We start from the raw sequence: 16613 nt of genomic DNA, 5'->3' as shown, positions 1-16613 counted from the left end.
GCCGGCGGCCCTCAGGGGCTCGCCCGGCTCACGCGCCAGACGGTGTCGCCCACGTCGTCGGCCACCAGCAGCGCGCCGCGCTTGTCCAGCGCCACGCCCACCGGCCGGCCCCGGGCTTCCCCTTCGGGCCCCAGGAAGCCGGTCAACACCTCCACCGGCATCGCGCCGGCCGCGGGCTTCGGGCCATCGAAGGGCACGAAGATCACCTTGTAGCCGCTCGGCGGGTCACGGTTCCACGAGCCGTGCTGGCCCACGAACACGCCGTGCGTGTAGGCCGGGCCCAGGCTCGTGCCGGCCGAGAAGGTCAGCCCGAGCGACGCCGTGTGCGAGCCCAGCGCGTAGTCGGGCGGCACGGCGCGCGCCACCATGTCGGGCCGCGGCGGCGTGACCCGCTCGTCGACGTGGGCGCCGTAGTAGCTCCAGGGCCAGCCGTAGAAGCCGCCGTCGCGCACCGAGGTGAGAAAGTCCGGCACGAGGTTGTTGCCGAGTTCGTCGCGCTCGTTGACGACCGTCCACAGCACCTTGCTGCCGGGCTCCCAGGCCAGGCCGTTGGGGTTGCGCAGGCCGCTGGCGAACACGCGGTGCCGGCCCGTGGCGGTGTCGACCTCCCAGATCGCCGCGCGGCCATCCTCGGCCGCCAGCCCGCGCTCGCCCACGTTGCTGTTCGAGCCGATGGTCACGTAAAGCCGGGAGCCGTCGGCATTGGCGATCAGGTTCTTCGTCCAGTGGTGGTTGATCGGGCCGCCGGGCAGGTCGACCAGCTTGGTGCCCGCGTCGGCGATGCGTGTGTCGCCGGCCCGGTAGGGAAACCAGACCACCGCGTCGGTGTTGGCCACGTAGAGCCGGCCATCGACCAGCGCCATGCCGAACGGCGAGTTCAGGTTCGGCAGCAACACCTCGCGGGTCTCGGCGCGGCCATCGCCGTCGGCATCGCGCAGCAGCGTGATGCGGCTGGCGTTCGCCGCCGCGGCGCCGGCCTTCTTCATCTCGAGCTTCATCAGCGCGCCCTTCAGCCCCTTGCCGTCGTCGGGCCGGGCCGGCGCGTTCGTCTCGGCCACCAGCACGTCGCCGTTGGGCAGCACCAGCAGCCAGCGCGGATGCTGCAGCCCGGTGGCGAACGCATTCACCGCCAGGCCGGCCGCGGCCGCCGGCGCCGTGCCCGGGGGCCACGGCTTCGCCGGCGCGATACGCACCGTGGGGATCAGCTTCTTCTGCGGCGCCGGCAGCGTCGGCTCGGGGCCATAGCCCGGGTCGCGCGCCTCGGGCGCCGCGGTCGTCGCGGCATGGCTGCAGGCCGCCAGCACGATGGCGGCGGCGACCCAGGCCCAGCCCCGTTCCATCACCGGCTCCCCGTCAGTGGTGCCTGGCCGCGCTGCGCTTGGCCGGCACCTTGGCGCCCGCCTTGCGTGCCTCGGACAGGCCGATCGCCACGGCCTGCTTCGGGTTCGTCACCTTCTTGCCGCTGCGCCCGCTCTTCAGTTCGCCTTCCTTGTACTCGTGCATCACGCGCCCGACCTTCTCCTGCGCCTTGCTTCCGTAGCGTGCCATGACTGCTCCTCAAGTTGGTCCTGCCCTGGCCCGGCAAGCCCTGTACCCACACCCTGGATTGCCTGCGGGCGCGGAACGCCTCTTGCCAAGCGAGCTTTGTCCCGGTCGCCGCCCCGCGCGCCCAAGGAGCCGACATGATGACGAACACGAGCAGCCAAGCCGATCTGCAGCGCTGCATCGACGCCTGCAGCGCCTGCGCCGACGCCTGCGACCGCTGCGCCGTGGGCTGCCTGCGCGAAGGCGAGGTCAACGAGCTGGCCCGCTGCATCGCGCTGGACATCGACTGCGCCGCCGCCTGCCGCTTCGCGGCCGGCGTGCTGGCACGCGACAGCGCGATGCGCAACACCGTGTGCGCGATGTGCGCGATGGTCTGCCAGGCCTGCGCCGCGCAGTGCGAGATGCACCCGATGGACCACTGCGCCGCGTGCGCCAAGGCCTGCCGCCAGTGCGCGGCCGAGTGCGACCGCATGGGGCTCGCGGCCGTGCGGACGGCGCGGTCGGCGCCATGACGCCCGAGGGCGCGCGCGCCGAGGATTCGCTGGCCCTGTGCCTGGCCGATGCACTGCAGTTGCGCTGCGTCGCGCTCGAGGAGACGCTGCGCCTGCACGCCGGCCCGGCGCTGATGCTGGCGCTGGTGGTCGACATCCGCCGCCTGGCCGCCGAGTTGCGCAGCGCACTGGACGCCGAGGATGCGCTCGAGCGCATCCGGCACGGCGCGATCTGAGCCGGCCCCGCGGGGCCTCGCGGGGCCGGCGGGTGACGCGTCAGCGTTGGCCGCCGCGGTTCACGTCCTGCCCGCGCTGGCCTTCCTGGCCCTCGCGCTGGCCGGGTTGGCGAGGCGCGCCGCGGTCGCTGCGCTCCTGCCCGCCTTGCTGTCCGCCCTGGCCGCCACGCGAGCCCTGCTGGCTGCCGCGACCGGATTCGCCACGCTGCTGTTGCTGCTGTTGCGGATCACGGTCGGCCTCGTTGCGCTGATGCTGCGGGTCCTGGGGGCGGTTCTGTCCTGGTCCTTGCATGTCTTGACTCCAAGGTTGAATCGGCGGATCGCCGACAAGCGTCGAGGCGGCAACACGCATGCCTGTCACGGCGGCCCTTCGGGCCCCCTGCCGGGGCACACGCCTTGCCTGATGCGGGCCGACGCCGGCAAGTCTTGCCGGCCCCCTGCCCCCCACTGCGCCCCCGCTGCGCCCCACCCCTGAAGGAGTCCCCATGCCCACCACCGCGAAGACCGATGCGATCAAGATGTTGATGGACGACCACAAGGCCGTGAAAGCCCTGTTCGACGACTACGAGAAGCTCGTCGAGAACGACGCCGAGGGCGCCGACAGGCAGGCGCTGGCCACCCGCATCTGCACGATGCTGACGGTGCATGCGACGTTGGAGGAGGAGCTGTTCTACCCGTTGGCCCGCGAGGCCCTGGGCCGCGAGGCCGACCTGATCGACGAGGCGACGGTCGAGCACGCCACCGCCAAGGACCTGATCGCGCAGATCGAGGCCGCGTCGTCCCATGCGTCGCTGTACGACGCGAAGGTCACCGTGCTGGGCGAGTACATCCAGCACCACGTGAAGGAAGAGGAGCGAGAGATCTTCCCCAAGGTCAAGAAGACCGAACTCGACCTGCGCCTGCTCGGCGGCGAACTGGCGCGCCGCAAGGCGCAGTTGATGGCCACCACGGCAGCCAGTCGCGCGGCCACAGCCCCGGCCTGAGGCGCGCCCCGTAGCGGCCGGCCCGCTGCGCCGCGAGCTCGATCGTTTCTGCCCGGCGCGCTGAACAGCGACACCGCCGCGTCAACGCGCGCCCAGCCGCCCGATCAGCACGCCCAGCAGCAGCGCGGCGGCGATGCAGCTCAAGGGGTGCTCGCGCACGCGGCTGCGGCAGGCGTCGGCGCACTCGCGCTCGAAGTCGGTGAAGCGCTGGGCCTGGCTGCGCAGCCGCTCGGCCGCCTGCGCGACCGACTCCGCCGCGCTGTCGACCGCCTCGTGCGCGCCGCTGACGACGCGCTCGAAGCGCCGCTCGGCGGCCGCATCCATGCCGGCGGCATCGCCCGCCGACGCGCCGGCGCCCTGGCCCGCACCGGGCAGGTCGTTCGGGATGTTCGAGGGAGGCAGTTCAGTGGCCATGGCGGATCGCTCCAGTTGGTGGCGGGACCCCGCTCTCGGCAAGCCACGTACCGAGCTACCGCTGGCGCCGGCGCTCGACCGCCTCGATGTGCAGCATCTGGCGGTACTTGGTGACCGTGCGCCGCGCGACCGTCAGCCCCTGGTCGACCAGCTGGCGGCGGATCTCGGCGTCCGACAGCGCCTGCGCCGGGTCCTCCGCCTCGACGATGTCCTTGATCAGCCCGCGGATCGCGGTGCCCGAGCAGGCGCTGCCGTTGGCACTGACGATCGCCCGCGAGAAGAAATACTTGAGCTCGAACACGCCGCTGGGCGTGGCCATGTACTTGTTGTTCGTCACGCGCGAGACGGTGGATTCGTGGACACCGCATTCCTGGGCGATCTCGCGCAGCAGCAGCGGCTTCATCGCCATCGGGCCGTAATCGAGGAAGTGGCGCTGGCGCCGCACGATGGCGCCGGCTACCGACAGGATGGTCGCAAAGCGCTGCTCGACGTTGCGCAGCGTCCAGCGTGCGTCCTCCAGGTGGCCCGCCAGCTCGGCGTTCTCGGCCGGCTTGCGGTGACGCTGGAACAGCTCCGCATAGACCCGGTTCAGGCGGATCCTGGGCACGACGGCCGGGTTGAGCTGGACCGACCACTCGTTGCGGCGCTTCTTCACCACCACGTCGGGGATCACGTAGGCCACGTTGGCCGGGCCGTGGCGCCAGCCCGGCCGCGGGTCCAGCCGGCGGATGCGCTCGCACGCCGCCTTCACGCCATCAACGCTCTCGCCCAGGCGGGCAGCGAGCGCGTTCAGGTCCCTCGCCGCCAGTGCCGGCAGGTGCTCGGCCACGATGCGGACGGCCAGGGCGCGCATCTCGGGGCAGGTGATGGCCGGCAGCTGCAGCCTCAGGCACTCGGCGACGCTGCGCGCTCCGACGCCCGGCGGATCCAGCGATTGCACGCGCCGCAGCGCGATGAGCAGCTCGTCCGGCGTCGGCGCCGGCTCGACCGGCGCGATGTCGATCAACTCCTCGAGCGGCGTGCGCAGGTAGCCGTCGTCGTCGAGCGACTCGACGATGACGCGCGCCAGCAGCAGGTCGCGCGGGCTCAGCGGCAGCACGTTCAACTGGCCATGCAGGTGCATCGCCAGCGTGGTCTCGACGGCCATCAGCTCCATCGCCGAAACCTCGCCGTCCTCGGCCCGGCGCAGGCCCCCGCCGGCCTGGTCGCTCTGCCACAGGTCGCGGTCGTCGCCGCCGGGCGGCTCCATCGCCTCGCGGGCGTCGAAGGTCTCGGCCAGCGCCTCGGCGCCGATGCCCTCCGCATCGGACACGGCGGCGGCCGGCTCGGCAACGTCCTCGTCCTCGAGGAAGGGGTTCTCGCCAAGCTTGCTGCGCACGATGGCCGCGAAGTCCAGCGAGGACATCTGCAGCAGCTTGACCGCGTGTTGCAGGCGCGGTGACAGCGCCTGCGCCTGCCGATGCTCGGCACGGAGTTCCATGGCAGCCACGGCAGTTCTCCTTTGCGTGAGAGCCTCTCGAAGAGGCGGGCCCGCTCCGCGCGAATTACCGGGGTGGCACCGAAATTGCCGCAATCCGTGCCGGGCAAGGCCGCTGTGCGCCGCCATCCCGCGGAGCAGCGCATTCACCCCCGGCACAGCACTTGCCATGCCCGGGGTACAGGAGCACCCCATGCCCATCCACCACCCCAGCACCCGCGTGACGCGTGCCGCAACCGCCGCGCGCAGCCAGATCATCGACATGCTGAAGGACGACCATCGGCAGATCAAGCGTGCCTACCGCGAGTTCCTGCATCTCGATGCCGAGCGCAACGGCGACCTGTGCGAATCAATCGTGCGGCGCACGCTGGCGCTGCTGCGCGTGCATGCGACGCTGGAAGAGGAGCTCGTCTATCCGGTGATGCGGCCGATCGTCGGCGAGGCCGAGGCCGTCGACGAAGCCGAGGTCGAGCACGAGATCATTCGTTACCTGGGTGACCAGCTCGAGGCCGCGAGCGCGATCGACGAGAAGTTCTCGGCCCGCTTCGCGGTGATGTGCGAGTACCTCATGCACCACGTGAAGGAAGAGGAAGGCGAGCTGTTTCCGCAGCTGCGCCGCGCCAAGCTCGATTGGGAGGGCCTGGCCAGCCAGGTGATGGAGCGGCGCGAGGCGCTGCTGACTGCAGAGGGCCACGAAAGCCTGCTGACCTCGATGCATGGCGAGCCGCCGATCGACGAGACCGGCATGCTGCTGCGCGGCCCCGACGTGGGCCGCTACCCGCAGCGCGAGGCCGGCTCGATCAACAGCCGCAAGATCGCCGACTGACGGTGCCGGGCGCGCCGATTGCTCAGCCAGGGTACCGTTCACTTCACGGAGCTACCCCATGAACAAGTCATCATTGATCGTCGCCACGATGGTGGCCCTGGGCTCGCTGCTGGCGGCCAGCGGCTGCGCCGTCACCAGCGGCCAGAGCAGCGTCGGCCAGTACGTCGACGACAAGACCATCACCGCCCGCGTCAAGACGCGCATGGCCGCCGACCCCGACGTGAGCGCGATGCGCATCGACGTGACGACGCTCAACGGCACGGTGCAACTCTCGGGCTTCGCGACCAGCCAGGCCGAGAAGGACAAGGCAGGCTCGCTCGCCTCGGCTGTGCCTGACGTGAAGTCGGTGCGCAACGACATCGTCGTGCGTCCGCCGAGCAATTGACCGACCGCCGCTCGCGCGGCCCCGAGAGCGGCCCGCCTTCCATGGCGGGCCGTTTGTTTTGGCGTAAGGTCGGAACCGGCAGCGCCCACCCGGCATCGCACCGGATGCGCGTGCTGCACTAAAGTTCGCCCTCCCGCCGCTTGCGCCCCACCCTGGCGCTGCCGCCCGACCGATGCTGATCTCGACACGCTCCCGCCTGCTGCTGCTGGCCCCGGCGGTGCTGCTGCCGGCGCTGGCCGCCGCGCTGTGGTGGGCGCCGCCGGGCGCGTCGCCGTGGTTCGCCGGCGGCGTCTTGCTGCTGCTGGGCCTGGCCATCGGCGGTGCGCTGGGGCTGTCACGCGCTGTAGCGCGCGACATCAACGACGACGAAAACACGCAGCGCGAGGCCCGCGCCGAGCTCGAACGCCGACTCGAGGCCGCGACCCTGCGCAGCCGCGAGGCCGAGCAGCGTGCCTTGCATGGCCAGCGCTTCGAGGCGCTGGGCCGCCTGACCGGCGCCGTGGCGCACGACATGAACAACCTGCTCGGCGTGATCAGCAACAGCGCCTACCTGATCGAGCGGCACGGCCAGCAGCAGCCCGAGCTGCAGGCGCCGCTGGCGGCCACGATGCGCGCCGTCGAGGCCGGGCGGCGGCTGTCGCAGCACCTGCAGCGTTTCGCGAACCGCCACGCCGGCCGGGCCGAGCGCATCGACCTGGCCTCCAGCCTGCCCGAGATGGGCGAGCTGCTTGCGGTGGTGCTGGGCAAGCGCATCGCGATCGAGGTCGAGGTCGCGCCCGGCACCGGGGCCATCGTCGCCGACCCCGGCGGCCTCGAGCTGGCGCTGATCAACCTCGCGCTGAACGCACGCGATGCGCTGCAGGCCGCCGCGCCGGAAGGCGCCCACGTCAGGCTCGCCGCCGGCAACGCCGGGCCCGGCGAGCTCGATGGCCTGCCGCCCGGCCCGGGCGTGCTGATCCGCTTCAGCGATGACGGCCAAGGCATCGACGAGCACGCCGCCGCCCGCGCCTTCGACCCGTTCTTCACCACCCGGCCGGCCGGCCAGGCCAGCGGCCTCGGCCTGGCCCAGGTGCAGGCCTTTTGCGCCGGGGCCGGTGGCCGCGCCCGCATCAGCGGCGCGCCGGGCCGGGGCACGACCGTCTCGCTGATCCTGCCGGCGGCCCCCCCCACTCCGCAGGCTTGAAGGCGGCGGCCGCGCTTTAGTAGCATTCGACGGCCGCCCATGAAGAACACTGCGCCTGCCCTGCTCCTGCTGCTCTCGCTCGGCGTGCCGCCCGGCGCTGGCGCGGCGGTGGCGCTCGGCGAGGCTTCCGGCACCTACACCTGCAGCTACAAGCTCTTCAGCAGTTGCAGCAGCGGCTCGGCCACCGTCAAGCTGCTGAACGGCAAGCTGCAGCAGGTGAGCTTCGAGAGCCTGTTCTGCGCCACGCCCGCCAAGCCCGCCAACCGCTGCAGCCTGGAGTCGGCCCGCGGCGGGCCCGACAGGTGGAGCGAATCGGGCACGGCCGTGCGGATCGAGTTCACCCACCCCAAGTACCCCGAGATGGACGACGCCCTCGCCGTCACGGTGCAAGGGCAGGCCATCGTGATCGACTTTGGCGAATCACAGTCGCTGCCGCGCTGCGACCTCGGCGCCGACTTGCCGGAAAAGCTCACGCTCGATCCGGCGGACCAGAATTGCAGGGTCGAGTATTGAGCAGGTGATGAACGCCACGCTTGTCCGCCGGGGGATCGCCCCGGTGCTGGCGGCACTGGCGGCCGCGCTGGCGGCCGGGGCGCCGCGGGCCGAATCCCTGCGCTGCAACGGCAGCAGCACGGGCGAAGGCGATTCGCGCCTGTCGGTGCTCTACAAGTGCGGCGAGCCGCTGCTGAAGGACAGCCACTGCGCGCCGCTGGTCCACGCCGGCACGCTGCAGCCGGTGGCCGAGCCCTTCGCCAGCGCGCTCGTCGCCTGCCAGCCGATCGAGGAATGGGTCTACGACCGTGGGCCCGGCAACCTGATCGCCACCGTGCGCTTCAAGGCGGGTGTCGTTCAATCCATCAGTTATGGCCGCGCGCCGCAGTGACCCCCGGGCTGCGACACCACCAGCCGCTTGACCGGGAAGCCCTGCGCCCGCGCCATGCCGATCAGCAGCTGCAGCGTCTCGGGCTCGACGCGCGGGCGGCGCGCCAGCAGCCACAGGGTGCGGCGGCGGGGCTCGCCGACCACCGCGACGGTGTAGCCCTCGTCGACGTGCAGGATCCAGCAGTCGCTCCAGCCGCCCGGCAGCCAGCGCAGCCACGTCGGCAGGTAGCTCAGCTTCAGGCGCGCGCCGCCGCTGCCGGGCACGACGCGCGCTTCGCCCTCGGCCCGCCGGACCTGCCCGTCCGCCAGCGGGCAACGATGGGCGACCTCGATCCGGTCGTCGTGCAGCGTGTAGCTCACCTGCGGTTGCCCGCTGCAGGCCTCCTCGAAGGGCGAAGGCAGCCGGGCGATCTCGTGCCAGGTGCCGGCGTAGCGCCCGAGATCGACGTGCGCCACGGTGTGCAGCGGCGGCAGGGCCGATGCCGGTGCGTCGCGATCGAACAGATGCCTGGCCAGGTGGCCCCCCGCCAGGCTGCCGAGGTTGAAAAGCGCCGCGGTCGAGGTCGGGCCCCAGCGTGCACGCCAGGCTTCGGGCAGCAGCGGCCAGGCCAGGGTCAGCAATTGCAGCAGGCCGAGCCCACCGCCCGCGGCGCGCGCGCCCCGGCGCCGCGGCGCGGCCGCGTCGGCCCGGGCCTGCGCAGCCCCGCGGCGCTGGACGCGCCGGGACAGCCACCAGCCGACCAGCAGCAGCGCCGCGCCGCCGGCCACCGGCAGGGCCCAGCGCCCCGGCTGGCGCGCGCGCTGAACCCGCTCGCCCAGCGTCGCCAGCCGAAGGCGCACGCGTTGGTCGCGCGCGATCAGGTCGAGCTCGGCGCGGCGGATGCGCGCCTCGAGGTCGTCATGGTCCGCCGTGTCACCACCGGGCGACGGGCGGTGCTGCGTCGGCGCCGGCATGGTGAGCACTCCCCGTTGGTGGCGCCGCCTCCGGCGCGCTCCATGCGTTGCCGAGCGTCAGGTGCCGCCGCGTGGCGGGCAGGCTCAGCTGCCGCGCCAGACGCCTCACCTGGTTCAGGCCGACCACGACCGCGAGCAGGTTCACCGCCAGCACCAGCAGCAAGGCCAGCGCCCAATGCAGGCCCAGGTGGACCAGCCCCACGCCGAGCCCGGCCCACAACGCCAGCCAGGCGGTGACGCCGACGACCGCGATCGAGACCAGCCAGGCCACGATGCGGCCCAGCGCAGCGCTGGCACGCGACAGCTCGAGCGTGAACAGCTCGACCCGGTCGCTGAACAGCCCGGGCAACTCGCGCAACAGGGCCTGGACGGTGTCGATCAACGACTCGGCGGCGGCATCACCGCCGCCGCCCGGCCCCGCTGGCGCGCCCCCGGTCATGGGCTGTCAGCGCGCTGTGCCGCGCCGGATGAGGTTGACGACGGCCAGCAGGATGATGGCGCCGACCAGCGACACCAGCAAGGCGCCGGCGCTGAACACACCCTGGTTGATCGTCGGCACACCGACCATCGGTGAGATGAACCAGCCGCCGAGCAGTGCGCCGACGACACCGACGATGACGTTCAGCAGAATGCCCTGTTGGGCATCGGTGCGCATGATCAGGCTGGCGATCCAGCCCACCAGGCCACCGATGACGAGCCAAACGATGAGGTTCATGGTGCGGACTCCTTAGCAACTGACGGGACAGCGGTCCTGTCGGAACGACGGGTGCAAGCGCCTTCGGTTTGGCAAGCGGTGTGCCCTGCGCCACGGTGGCCCTGGGCTCCGACGCAACGCTTGGTTTCCTCTGCGTCTTCGTGTGACGAGTGGGGATCACGGCCGGCTCGGGCAGGCCCCGTGCCAGCAAAACTTGCCGCAACGATGCGCCGTGCCTGCCCGGGCGCCACCCGCCGGCACCCCCAGGCATCGGCACGCTGATTGCCGAACGCCACCACGGCGCTTGGCGCGCCAGTCGGTCACCGGCACAGCGCGAGAAGCGGTTCCTCAACGCACCTTGGAGTCATTGGCATGAACACTCTCGTCACTCGTTTGACCAGCGCGGCTGCGGCCTGCCTGGTGGTCGCCGCCGGCGTCGCGGTTGCGCAAAGCACACCCGACACCGCAGGCGCGCCCGCGGCCCAACAGGGGTCGACCGGGCCCGACACGAGCTCCACGACCAGCACCACGACCACCACGACGACGCCGGCCGCGAGCCCGAGCGGCACCACCGGCTCGACCACCTACGACAGCAGCACGAGCACCAGCACCTCCACGCCGAGCAGCACGAGCCCGAGCAGCTCGACGATGGACAGCTCCAGCAGCAGCCCGAGCAGCGACTCGTCGATGTCGACCGACCGCGCGGCGCGCAGCGACCGCAACTGAGTGCCCGGGCCTCGGCGTGAGCCAGAGCCCAGACGAAGACCGGCCCGCCCCGTCTGACCCGACCGTGGCCATGACGGGGCCCCACCTGCTGGACGCGACGATGTTCTGGCCGCGTTCGGGTGTCGGCGGCGTGCGCCGGTTGATCACCACCAAGCGCGCCGCCCTGAGCGCGCGCGGCTGGCGCCACACGCTCGTCGCGCCGGGCGCCAGCGGCGCCGGCATGCTCGACTGCGGCGGCTGGCCGATCCCGTTCTCGGGCGGCTACCGCTTCGTGGCCGATCGCCGGCACGTGGCGCAGCTGATCGAGCGCGCCGAGCCGGACATCATCGAGGCCGCCGACCCCTACACCCTGGCCTGGGCCGCGCTGGATGCGGCGCGCGCCCTGCACCTGCCCTCGGTCGCGTTCTGCCACAGCAACCTGGCGGCGATGGCGCGGCGCTGGGTCGGCGAGCTTCCGGGCCAGCACACGCGCCGCGGCCGCTGGGCCGAACGCCAGGCGCGCCAGTACCTCGCCCGGCTCTATGGCGAATTCGAGCTCGTGCTCGCCCCGAGCCGCGCGATGACGGCCTTGCTGCACGATCTCGGCGTGCACCATGCCCAGCACCAGCCGCTGGGGGTGGACTGCCAGGTCTTTCACCCGGCCGCCGACGACCCGTCATGGCGACGCGCGCTGGAGCGGCGGCTGGGCCTCGAGCCCGGCACCCACCTGCTGATCTACGCCGGTCGCTTCGCCGCCGAGAAGAACCTCGGCCTGCTGGCGCGCGCCGTGTCGCTGCTGGGCCCCGGCCACGCCTTGCTGGCCGTCGGCCACGGCCCGCGACCACCCGGCGGGCGCCACGTGCACGTGCTGCCGCCGCCGCCGAACAGCGCGCAGCTGGCCCGCCTGCTGGCGAGCTGCGATGCCTTCGTTCACGCCGGCGACCAGGAAACCTTCGGCCTGGGCGCACTCGAGGCGATGGCCTGCGGCACGCCGGTGGTGGCCAATGCCTCGGGCGGGCTGGGCGAGCTGGTCTACGGCGCGGGCATCACGCTGCGATCGCAGCGGCCGGAGGACTGGGCCGACGCGATCCTCGGGGCCTTGCAGCACGGCGACACCCAGCGCCGCCGCACCGCGCTCGAACGTGCGCGCGGCCTGGATTGGCCGGTCGTGCTGGACATGCTCGAGCGGCGCTACCAGCGCCTGCTGCAACCCGTCCGCCGCGCCGGTGACGAACCCGCATCGACGGCCCACGCGCATCCCCGCCATGCCTGAGCGAGCCCCCACCTCCCCCCACCGCTACCTGACCGTCGTGCTGCACGACGTGGCCCCGGCGAACTGGGCGGCCTGCCTGCGCGTGATGACGCAGATCCAGGCCCAGGCGCGCGCGGCCGGCGTGCGCGTGCCGATCACGCTGCTCGTCGTTCCCGCGCTGCACGGCAACCCGGCCACCCCGGCCTTCGTCAGGTGGCTGCACGAGCTCGCACACCGCGGGCACGAGCTGGCGTTGCACGGGCTGACGCACACCGACGACGCGCCGCTCACCGGCGGCTGGCGCGACCGCCTGCTGCGTCGCTGGTACACCGCCGGCGAAGGCGAGTTCGCCGCGCTCGGCGAGGACGAGGCCGCGCAGCGCCTGTCGCTCGCCCGGGCCTGGGCGCGGGCCCTGCACCTGCCGGTGCGGGGCTTCGTCGCGCCGGCCTGGCTGCTCAGCGGCGCGGCCTGGCGCGCGGTCGAGGCGGCCGGCTTCGCCTACACCTGCACGCTGGCCGAGCTGGTCGCCTGGCCGGGCCGGCGCCGCCTGCACGCGCGCAGCATCGTCTTCAGCACACGCTCGCGCTGGCGCCGCCTGCTGTCGATCGTGTGGAACACGCTGCTCGCCAGGACGCTGGCGCGCAGCCGGCTGCTGCGGCTGGAGCTGCACCCGGCCGACGTCGACCACCCCGCCGTGCGGCGCTGCTGGACGCGCATCCTCGCGCAGGCGCTGTGCGAGCAGCACCGCAAGCCGCTGCGGCTGGACGAGGCAGCCGGCCGGCTGCGGCCGCACCCGCCACCCTATTTGCCCGGGCGCGCCCCGGCATCGTCGGCGGCGTATTCCCTCAAGCGGTTGTAGAGCGTCTTCAGGCTGATGCCCAGCACCGACGCGACGCGTTCCTTCTGGTTCTTGTAGTGGCGCAGCGTGGCGAGGATCAGCGCGCGCTCGGCCTCGGCCATCGACGCGCCGATCGGCACCACCACGCCCTCGGCGGCGCTGGCGTGCCGGGCGCCGTTGGCCGGCTTCACGCTCGCCGCCGGCGGCGCATCGGCATCGTCCACCGCCGCCACTGGCGCCGCCGGGGCCGCACCTGGCAGCCACTGGCCGTCGACCGTGTCGTCGTCGGCCATCACATAGGCGCGCTGGACCGCATTGCGCAACTCGCGCACGTTGCCCGGCCAGGGCTGCCCCTGCAGCTGGCGCAGCGCCGCGGGCGTGAAGCGCCTGGCGCGCCCCTCCTGGATGCCGACGGCCTTCAGGAAGTGCTCGGCCAGCAGCGGAATGTCGGACGGCCGATCGCGCAGCGGCGGCACCTCGATCGGGAAGACGTTCAGGCGGTACAGCAGGTCTTCGCGCAGCTTGCCGTCGGCCACGGCCTGCTGCGGCGAGCGGTTGGTGGCAGCCACGAGGCGCACGTCGGCATCCTGGCTCTGGGTCGAGCCCACGCGCATGAAGCGGCCGGTCTCCAGCACCCGCAGCAACTTGACCTGCAGATCGAGCGGCATCTCGGTGATCTCGTCGAGGAACAGCGTGCCACCGCTGGCGCGCTCGAAGAAGCCCAGGTGCTGCCGCTCGGCACCGGTGAAGCTGCCTTTCTCGTGGCCGAAGATCTCGCTCTCGATCAGGTTGGGCGAGATCGCGCCGCAGTTGACCGCCAGGAAGGGCTGGGTGCGGCGGCGCGACAGCTCATGCACCGTCTGCGCGACGAGCTCCTTGCCGGTGCCGCTTTCGCCGGTGATGAAGACCGCGACCGAGGTGCCGGCCACGCGCGAGATCTGCTCGTACACGCGCAGCATCGGCACCGACTGGCCCCACAGCGGGCCGAAGTGGCCCTGCGCCGCGAGGCCGGCGGCCAGGTCGGCCACCTCGGCGTTGAGCGCCGCGGGTTTCATCAGGCGCGACAGCACGCCGTTCAGGTGCCGAGGCGAGACCGGCTTGACGAGGTAGTCGGCCGCGCCCAGGCGCAGCGCCTGCACCGAGGTCTCGAGGCTCGCATGGCCGGTGATCAGCACGACCTCGGAGTTCGCCAGCAATTCGCCGTCGCCGAACAGATCCATCCCGCTGCCGTCGGGCAGTTGCAGGTCGAGCAGCACGACGTCGGGCTGCTGCAGCGCGATCTGCCGCCGCGCGTCGCGCAGCGTGTGGGCCACCGCGACGGTGTAGTCGGTCCCCGCGACCAGTTCCCGCAGCGTCGCGGCCGAGTCGGCATCGTCGTCGACGATCAAGGCGTGGTTCATGGTGGCCTCACGTGCGCCGGGGCCCCAAAGAAGGCAAACGACGTGCCCGGCGCCCTCACCGGACCTCGGTGCGGCCCGCGCGCAGGCCGGCTGGGCCCGTGGATTGCCGCCCTGGAAGCTGCCCTTCCCGCCCAACCCAGTCAGGAGCCGTCATGAGCAAGATCAGCGAGATCATGTCCCCCAACCCGCAGGTCGTCACGCCGGAGGAAAGCCTCAAGCGCGCCGCCGCGCTGATGCGCCAGCTCGACATCGGCGTGCTGCCGGTGTGCAGCGGCAGTCAGGTGCTCGGCATCGTCACCGACCGCGACATCGCCGTGCGCGGCGTGGCCGCCGGCCTGGGGCCCGATTCAGGCTGCGTGTCCGACGTCATGACACGCGACGTCATGTGCGCCAGCGAGAGCCAGGACAGCGACGAATTGATGCACCTGATGAGCGATTGCCAGGTGCGGCGCATCCCGGTGGTCAACAAGAAGAAGGAACTGGTCGGCATCGTCTCGCTCGGCGACCTGGCGACGCACCACGTCAAGCACACCGAGGAGACCTTGCGCGAGATCTCCGAGCCCTCGCGCGCCTGAACCTCAGGCCAGCGCGGTCTTGTAGAGCGACAGCAGCGCGGCCCACGCGCGCTCGGCCTCGGCCTGGTTGTAGATCGCCTGGCCGCCTTCGACCGGCATGTCGGGCACGCACCAGCCGTGCAGCGCCGGATAGACCTCGACCTGCGCGGCGAACCGGCCATCGGCGAAGGCCGACTTCAGCTTGTCCTTCGCGTCGGGCTGCTTCTCGTCGTCGTTGCGCGCGATGGCGAGCAGCACCCGGGCCTGGATCTTCGGCGCCAGCAGGTGCGGGCTGTCGGGCTTGTCGGTCACGAGGCCCCCACCATGGAACGAGGCCCCGGCGCCGACCCGGCCCGGCACCGCCGCCGCGGTGCGCAGCACCAGCGCGCCGCCCATGCAGTAGCCCTGGGTGCCGATCTTCTTTTTCTTGTCGACCTGCGGCTGCGCATCGAGGAAGGCCACGAACGCCGCGGCATCACGCTCCGCGGCGCCGGCCGCCTGCACCGAGCCCATCAGCGGCTTGAGCTTTTCCCAGAGCGCGGGATCCTTGAAGTTGGCGTTGGCCGCCGTCTCGAACACCGGCGCCTTCGCCACCCGGTAGAACGGGTTGGGCACCAGCACGGCATAACCCTCGGCCGCCAGGCGCTTGCCCATCTCGCGCATCGACGGGCGCAGGCCGAAGGCGTCTGGCCAGAGCACCACCGCCGCATGTGCGCCGCTGGCCGGGTGGATGAAGGCCGCGTCGCAGCTGCCTTCTGGCGTCTTGATCATCACTTCGTCCGTGGTCACCGGCAACGCGGCGGCCGCGCCGGTGGCCGTGCCGCCGGCCAGGCCGGCCGCCACCGAGATGGCGACGAAGTCGCGCCGCGACAGGTCCTGCGAAGCCTGCGCTTCGGCGTGCAGTTTCAGCTGTTCATTCATCGTCAACGCTCCTGTGCCGGTTTTGCCTGAGGCGCGCAGCATACGCGGCCGCGGCAAAGCCTGCACCGCCGTCGGAAGCTGCCGGGGTCGTCCGGCGGCACACTGCATTCCTCACCGAACCCAAGGATCCCCATGCCCGCCTCATCGACCGACACGCCCGCCCGGCTGCTCGGCATCTCCGGCAGCCTGCGCCGCGCCTCCAATTGCACCGCCGTGCTGCGTGCGCTGCCTGCCCTGCTGGACGGCCGCGCGTCGCTCGACGTGATGACGCTGCACGACGTGCCGCCCTACAACGCCGACCTCGAAGGCGAGGCCCTGCCCGAGGGCGTGCGCCGCCTGAGGCAAGCGATCACCGAGGCCGACGCCCTGGTCATCTGCTCGCCCGAATACAACTACAGCATCCCCGGCGTGCTGAAGAACGCCATCGACTGGGCTTCGCGGCCCAGCTTCGCGTCACCGCTCAAGGGCAAGCCGGCGCTGATCGTCACGGCCTCGCCGGGCCTGTTCGGCGGCGTGCGGGCGCAGGCGCAGATCCGCGACCTGCTGGCCGCCACGCTGGCGCGGCCGGTGGCCCGGCAGCATGTGGCCATCCCGGCGGTCGACAAGAAGATCGTCGACGGGCGCATCGCCGACGAGCCCACCGCCCTGCTGCTGGGCGCGGCGCTGGACGACCTGCTCGCCGAGCTCGCGCTCGTCAACGCGGGGCGGCCCTGAGGGCGAGGGCCGCTAGCCTGAATTCACCTGATCGAGCCACAACAGGGCATCGACATACGTCATGAAGTGGTCGAGGTATTCCGGCGACAGGTCGCGCATCAAGGTCAGCGACCGGTGCACGAGTTGGTTCGAGTTCAGGGGGCCCGCGTTCTCGGGCAC

Annotated in this window: 23 protein-coding genes and 1 pseudogene; 12 read left to right on the top strand and 12 right to left on the bottom strand. The window is 72.1% G+C overall.

Annotation, left to right across the window (positions count from 1 at the left end):
* Positions 1 to 11: 11 nt before the first annotated feature.
* The gene (locus tag VJ693_RS19410; protein ID WP_324156873.1) at positions 12 to 1340 is read right to left on the bottom strand and encodes a sorbosone dehydrogenase family protein; all 1329 of its coding nucleotides are present in this window, start codon (positions 1338 to 1340) and stop codon (positions 12 to 14) included.
* A gap of 13 nt (positions 1341 to 1353) precedes the next feature.
* Positions 1354 to 1548 carry a DUF6496 domain-containing protein gene (locus tag VJ693_RS19405; RefSeq protein WP_324156871.1) on the bottom strand — a complete coding sequence of 65 codons (195 nt, stop codon included), beginning with the start codon at positions 1546 to 1548 and terminating at the stop codon, positions 1354 to 1356.
* Positions 1549 to 1685: 137 nt separating this feature from the next.
* On the opposite strand from VJ693_RS19405, the gene VJ693_RS19400 reads away from it, so the two are divergent.
* Together VJ693_RS19400 and VJ693_RS19395 are read left to right on the top strand one after the other, a co-directional pair.
* Complete coding sequence (locus tag VJ693_RS19400) at positions 1686 to 2057, top strand: four-helix bundle copper-binding protein (protein WP_324156869.1); 372 nt, start codon at positions 1686 to 1688, stop codon at positions 2055 to 2057.
* Positions 2054 to 2272 (top strand): hypothetical protein, encoded by a 219-nt coding sequence (locus VJ693_RS19395; RefSeq protein ID WP_324156867.1) that lies wholly within the window; start codon positions 2054 to 2056, stop codon positions 2270 to 2272. The genes VJ693_RS19400 and VJ693_RS19395 overlap by 4 nt, the downstream gene beginning before the upstream one ends.
* A 40-nt stretch (positions 2273 to 2312) precedes the next feature.
* Here VJ693_RS19395 and VJ693_RS19390 read toward each other — a convergent pair whose 3' ends face one another.
* On the bottom strand, positions 2313 to 2564 hold the full coding sequence (locus VJ693_RS19390) for a hypothetical protein (protein ID WP_324156866.1): 252 nt from the start codon (positions 2562 to 2564) through the stop codon (positions 2313 to 2315).
* 193 nt (positions 2565 to 2757) lie between these two features.
* Between VJ693_RS19390 and VJ693_RS19385 the strand changes: the two genes are divergently transcribed.
* A complete protein-coding gene (locus tag VJ693_RS19385) occupies positions 2758 to 3255 on the top strand; it encodes a hemerythrin domain-containing protein (RefSeq protein WP_324156865.1) in 498 nt (165 codons plus the stop codon).
* A gap of 81 nt (positions 3256 to 3336) precedes the next feature.
* Here the strand turns inward: VJ693_RS19385 and VJ693_RS19380 are convergent, their stop codons facing one another.
* Together VJ693_RS19380 and rpoN are read right to left on the bottom strand one after the other, a co-directional pair.
* Positions 3337 to 3669 carry a hypothetical protein gene (locus VJ693_RS19380; RefSeq protein ID WP_324156863.1) on the bottom strand — a complete coding sequence of 111 codons (333 nt, stop codon included), beginning with the start codon at positions 3667 to 3669 and terminating at the stop codon, positions 3337 to 3339.
* Between the two features lie 55 nt (positions 3670 to 3724).
* On the bottom strand, positions 3725 to 5158 hold the full coding sequence (gene rpoN, locus VJ693_RS19375; protein ID WP_324156862.1) for an RNA polymerase factor sigma-54: 1434 nt from the start codon (positions 5156 to 5158) through the stop codon (positions 3725 to 3727).
* A 181-nt stretch (positions 5159 to 5339) separates the two neighbouring features.
* Between rpoN and VJ693_RS19370 the strand changes: the two genes are divergently transcribed.
* The 5 genes from VJ693_RS19370 to VJ693_RS19350 all read left to right on the top strand — a co-directional run bounded on the left by VJ693_RS19370 (position 5340) and on the right by VJ693_RS19350 (position 8423).
* Positions 5340 to 5972 carry a hemerythrin domain-containing protein gene (locus VJ693_RS19370; RefSeq protein ID WP_324156860.1) on the top strand — a complete coding sequence of 211 codons (633 nt, stop codon included), beginning with the start codon at positions 5340 to 5342 and terminating at the stop codon, positions 5970 to 5972.
* Positions 5973 to 6030: 58 nt separating this feature from the next.
* Complete coding sequence (locus VJ693_RS19365; RefSeq protein ID WP_324156859.1) at positions 6031 to 6357, top strand: BON domain-containing protein; 327 nt, start codon at positions 6031 to 6033, stop codon at positions 6355 to 6357.
* A 172-nt stretch (positions 6358 to 6529) separates the two neighbouring features.
* The gene (locus tag VJ693_RS19360; protein WP_324156857.1) at positions 6530 to 7540 is read left to right on the top strand and encodes a sensor histidine kinase; all 1011 of its coding nucleotides are present in this window, start codon (positions 6530 to 6532) and stop codon (positions 7538 to 7540) included.
* Positions 7541 to 7579: 39 nt separating this feature from the next.
* On the top strand, positions 7580 to 8053 hold the full coding sequence (locus VJ693_RS19355) for a hypothetical protein (RefSeq protein ID WP_324156855.1): 474 nt from the start codon (positions 7580 to 7582) through the stop codon (positions 8051 to 8053).
* Positions 8054 to 8060: 7 nt separating this feature from the next.
* On the top strand, positions 8061 to 8423 hold the full coding sequence (locus VJ693_RS19350) for a DUF2845 domain-containing protein (protein ID WP_324156853.1): 363 nt from the start codon (positions 8061 to 8063) through the stop codon (positions 8421 to 8423).
* Here VJ693_RS19350 and VJ693_RS19345 read toward each other — a convergent pair.
* The 4 genes from VJ693_RS19345 to VJ693_RS19330 form a co-directional block, all read right to left on the bottom strand.
* Positions 8402 to 9376 carry a lipocalin family protein gene (locus VJ693_RS19345; RefSeq protein WP_324156851.1) on the bottom strand — a complete coding sequence of 325 codons (975 nt, stop codon included), beginning with the start codon at positions 9374 to 9376 and terminating at the stop codon, positions 8402 to 8404. The genes VJ693_RS19350 and VJ693_RS19345 overlap by 22 nt on opposite strands.
* The gene (locus VJ693_RS19340; protein WP_324156849.1) at positions 9336 to 9815 is read right to left on the bottom strand and encodes a phage holin family protein; all 480 of its coding nucleotides are present in this window, start codon (positions 9813 to 9815) and stop codon (positions 9336 to 9338) included. The genes VJ693_RS19345 and VJ693_RS19340 overlap by 41 nt, the downstream gene beginning before the upstream one ends.
* A 6-nt stretch (positions 9816 to 9821) precedes the next feature.
* Positions 9822 to 10091, bottom strand: a complete 270-nt coding sequence (locus VJ693_RS19335) for a GlsB/YeaQ/YmgE family stress response membrane protein (RefSeq protein WP_324156848.1) — start codon at positions 10089 to 10091, stop codon at positions 9822 to 9824.
* A gap of 563 nt (positions 10092 to 10654) precedes the next feature.
* Positions 10655 to 10792: a hypothetical protein gene (locus VJ693_RS19330; RefSeq protein ID WP_324156846.1), complete on the bottom strand. Its 138-nt coding sequence runs from the start codon at positions 10790 to 10792 to the stop codon at positions 10655 to 10657.
* Positions 10793 to 10866: 74 nt separating this feature from the next.
* Between VJ693_RS19330 and VJ693_RS19325 the strand changes: the two genes are divergently transcribed.
* Entirely contained in the window at positions 10867 to 12048 is a 1182-nt protein-coding gene (locus VJ693_RS19325; RefSeq protein WP_324156845.1) for a glycosyltransferase, read from the top strand.
* Entirely contained in the window at positions 12041 to 12886 is an 846-nt protein-coding gene (locus VJ693_RS19320; RefSeq protein WP_324156843.1) for a polysaccharide deacetylase family protein, read from the top strand. Before VJ693_RS19325 ends, VJ693_RS19320 begins: the two co-directional genes overlap by 8 nt.
* On the opposite strand, the gene VJ693_RS19315 is transcribed toward VJ693_RS19320, so the two are convergent.
* Complete coding sequence (locus VJ693_RS19315; protein WP_324156841.1) at positions 12829 to 14265, bottom strand: sigma-54 dependent transcriptional regulator; 1437 nt, start codon at positions 14263 to 14265, stop codon at positions 12829 to 12831. The two genes, VJ693_RS19320 and VJ693_RS19315, sit on opposite strands and share 58 nt — an antisense overlap.
* 152 nt (positions 14266 to 14417) lie before the next feature.
* On the opposite strand from VJ693_RS19315, the gene VJ693_RS19310 reads away from it, so the two are divergent.
* A complete protein-coding gene (locus VJ693_RS19310; RefSeq protein WP_324156839.1) occupies positions 14418 to 14840 on the top strand; it encodes a CBS domain-containing protein in 423 nt (140 codons plus the stop codon).
* 3 nt (positions 14841 to 14843) lie between these two features.
* Here the strand turns inward: VJ693_RS19310 and VJ693_RS19305 are convergent, their stop codons facing one another.
* The gene (locus VJ693_RS19305) at positions 14844 to 15740 is read right to left on the bottom strand and encodes a dienelactone hydrolase family protein (RefSeq protein WP_324156837.1); all 897 of its coding nucleotides are present in this window, start codon (positions 15738 to 15740) and stop codon (positions 14844 to 14846) included.
* A 132-nt stretch (positions 15741 to 15872) separates the two neighbouring features.
* Here VJ693_RS19305 and VJ693_RS19300 point away from each other — a divergent pair, with 132 nt between their 5' ends.
* Positions 15873 to 16454: an NADPH-dependent FMN reductase gene (locus VJ693_RS19300; protein WP_324156835.1), complete on the top strand. Its 582-nt coding sequence runs from the start codon at positions 15873 to 15875 to the stop codon at positions 16452 to 16454.
* Positions 16455 to 16475: 21 nt separating this feature from the next.
* Here VJ693_RS19300 and VJ693_RS19295 read toward each other — a convergent pair.
* A pseudogene (locus VJ693_RS19295) lies at positions 16476 to 16613 on the bottom strand (DUF2894 domain-containing protein); the annotation flags it as partial.

Origin of the sequence: Ideonella sp. (assembly GCF_035254525.1) — a bacterium.
Lineage (GTDB): Bacteria > Pseudomonadota > Gammaproteobacteria > Burkholderiales > Burkholderiaceae_C > Ideonella.
Note: the sequence above shows the minus strand (reverse complement) of the source record. Positions and strands in the feature narration are given on the sequence as shown.

Excerpts from the sequence above, each read along its gene's own strand:
- VJ693_RS19410 (WP_324156873.1), bottom strand. The coding sequence starts at position 1,340 with ATGGAACGGGGCTGGGCCTGGGTCGCCGCCGCCATCGTGCTGGCGGCC.
- VJ693_RS19405 (WP_324156871.1), bottom strand. The coding sequence starts at position 1,548 with ATGGCACGCTACGGAAGCAAGGCGCAGGAGAAGGTCGGGCGCGTGATG.
- VJ693_RS19400 (WP_324156869.1), top strand. The coding sequence starts at position 1,686 with ATGACGAACACGAGCAGCCAAGCCGATCTGCAGCGCTGCATCGACGCC.
- VJ693_RS19395 (WP_324156867.1), top strand. The coding sequence starts at position 2,054 with ATGACGCCCGAGGGCGCGCGCGCCGAGGATTCGCTGGCCCTGTGCCTG.
- VJ693_RS19390 (WP_324156866.1), bottom strand. The coding sequence starts at position 2,564 with ATGCAAGGACCAGGACAGAACCGCCCCCAGGACCCGCAGCATCAGCGC.
- VJ693_RS19385 (WP_324156865.1), top strand. The coding sequence starts at position 2,758 with ATGCCCACCACCGCGAAGACCGATGCGATCAAGATGTTGATGGACGAC.
- VJ693_RS19380 (WP_324156863.1), bottom strand. The coding sequence starts at position 3,669 with ATGGCCACTGAACTGCCTCCCTCGAACATCCCGAACGACCTGCCCGGT.
- VJ693_RS19370 (WP_324156860.1), top strand. The coding sequence starts at position 5,340 with ATGCCCATCCACCACCCCAGCACCCGCGTGACGCGTGCCGCAACCGCC.
- VJ693_RS19365 (WP_324156859.1), top strand. The coding sequence starts at position 6,031 with ATGAACAAGTCATCATTGATCGTCGCCACGATGGTGGCCCTGGGCTCG.
- VJ693_RS19360 (WP_324156857.1), top strand. The coding sequence starts at position 6,530 with ATGCTGATCTCGACACGCTCCCGCCTGCTGCTGCTGGCCCCGGCGGTG.
- VJ693_RS19355 (WP_324156855.1), top strand. The coding sequence starts at position 7,580 with ATGAAGAACACTGCGCCTGCCCTGCTCCTGCTGCTCTCGCTCGGCGTG.
- VJ693_RS19350 (WP_324156853.1), top strand. The coding sequence starts at position 8,061 with ATGAACGCCACGCTTGTCCGCCGGGGGATCGCCCCGGTGCTGGCGGCA.
- VJ693_RS19345 (WP_324156851.1), bottom strand. The coding sequence starts at position 9,376 with ATGCCGGCGCCGACGCAGCACCGCCCGTCGCCCGGTGGTGACACGGCG.
- VJ693_RS19340 (WP_324156849.1), bottom strand. The coding sequence starts at position 9,815 with ATGACCGGGGGCGCGCCAGCGGGGCCGGGCGGCGGCGGTGATGCCGCC.
- VJ693_RS19335 (WP_324156848.1), bottom strand. The coding sequence starts at position 10,091 with ATGAACCTCATCGTTTGGCTCGTCATCGGTGGCCTGGTGGGCTGGATC.
- VJ693_RS19325 (WP_324156845.1), top strand. The coding sequence starts at position 10,867 with ATGACGGGGCCCCACCTGCTGGACGCGACGATGTTCTGGCCGCGTTCG.
- VJ693_RS19320 (WP_324156843.1), top strand. The coding sequence starts at position 12,041 with ATGCCTGAGCGAGCCCCCACCTCCCCCCACCGCTACCTGACCGTCGTG.
- VJ693_RS19315 (WP_324156841.1), bottom strand. The coding sequence starts at position 14,265 with ATGAACCACGCCTTGATCGTCGACGACGATGCCGACTCGGCCGCGACG.
- VJ693_RS19310 (WP_324156839.1), top strand. The coding sequence starts at position 14,418 with ATGAGCAAGATCAGCGAGATCATGTCCCCCAACCCGCAGGTCGTCACG.
- VJ693_RS19305 (WP_324156837.1), bottom strand. The coding sequence starts at position 15,740 with ATGAATGAACAGCTGAAACTGCACGCCGAAGCGCAGGCTTCGCAGGAC.
- VJ693_RS19300 (WP_324156835.1), top strand. The coding sequence starts at position 15,873 with ATGCCCGCCTCATCGACCGACACGCCCGCCCGGCTGCTCGGCATCTCC.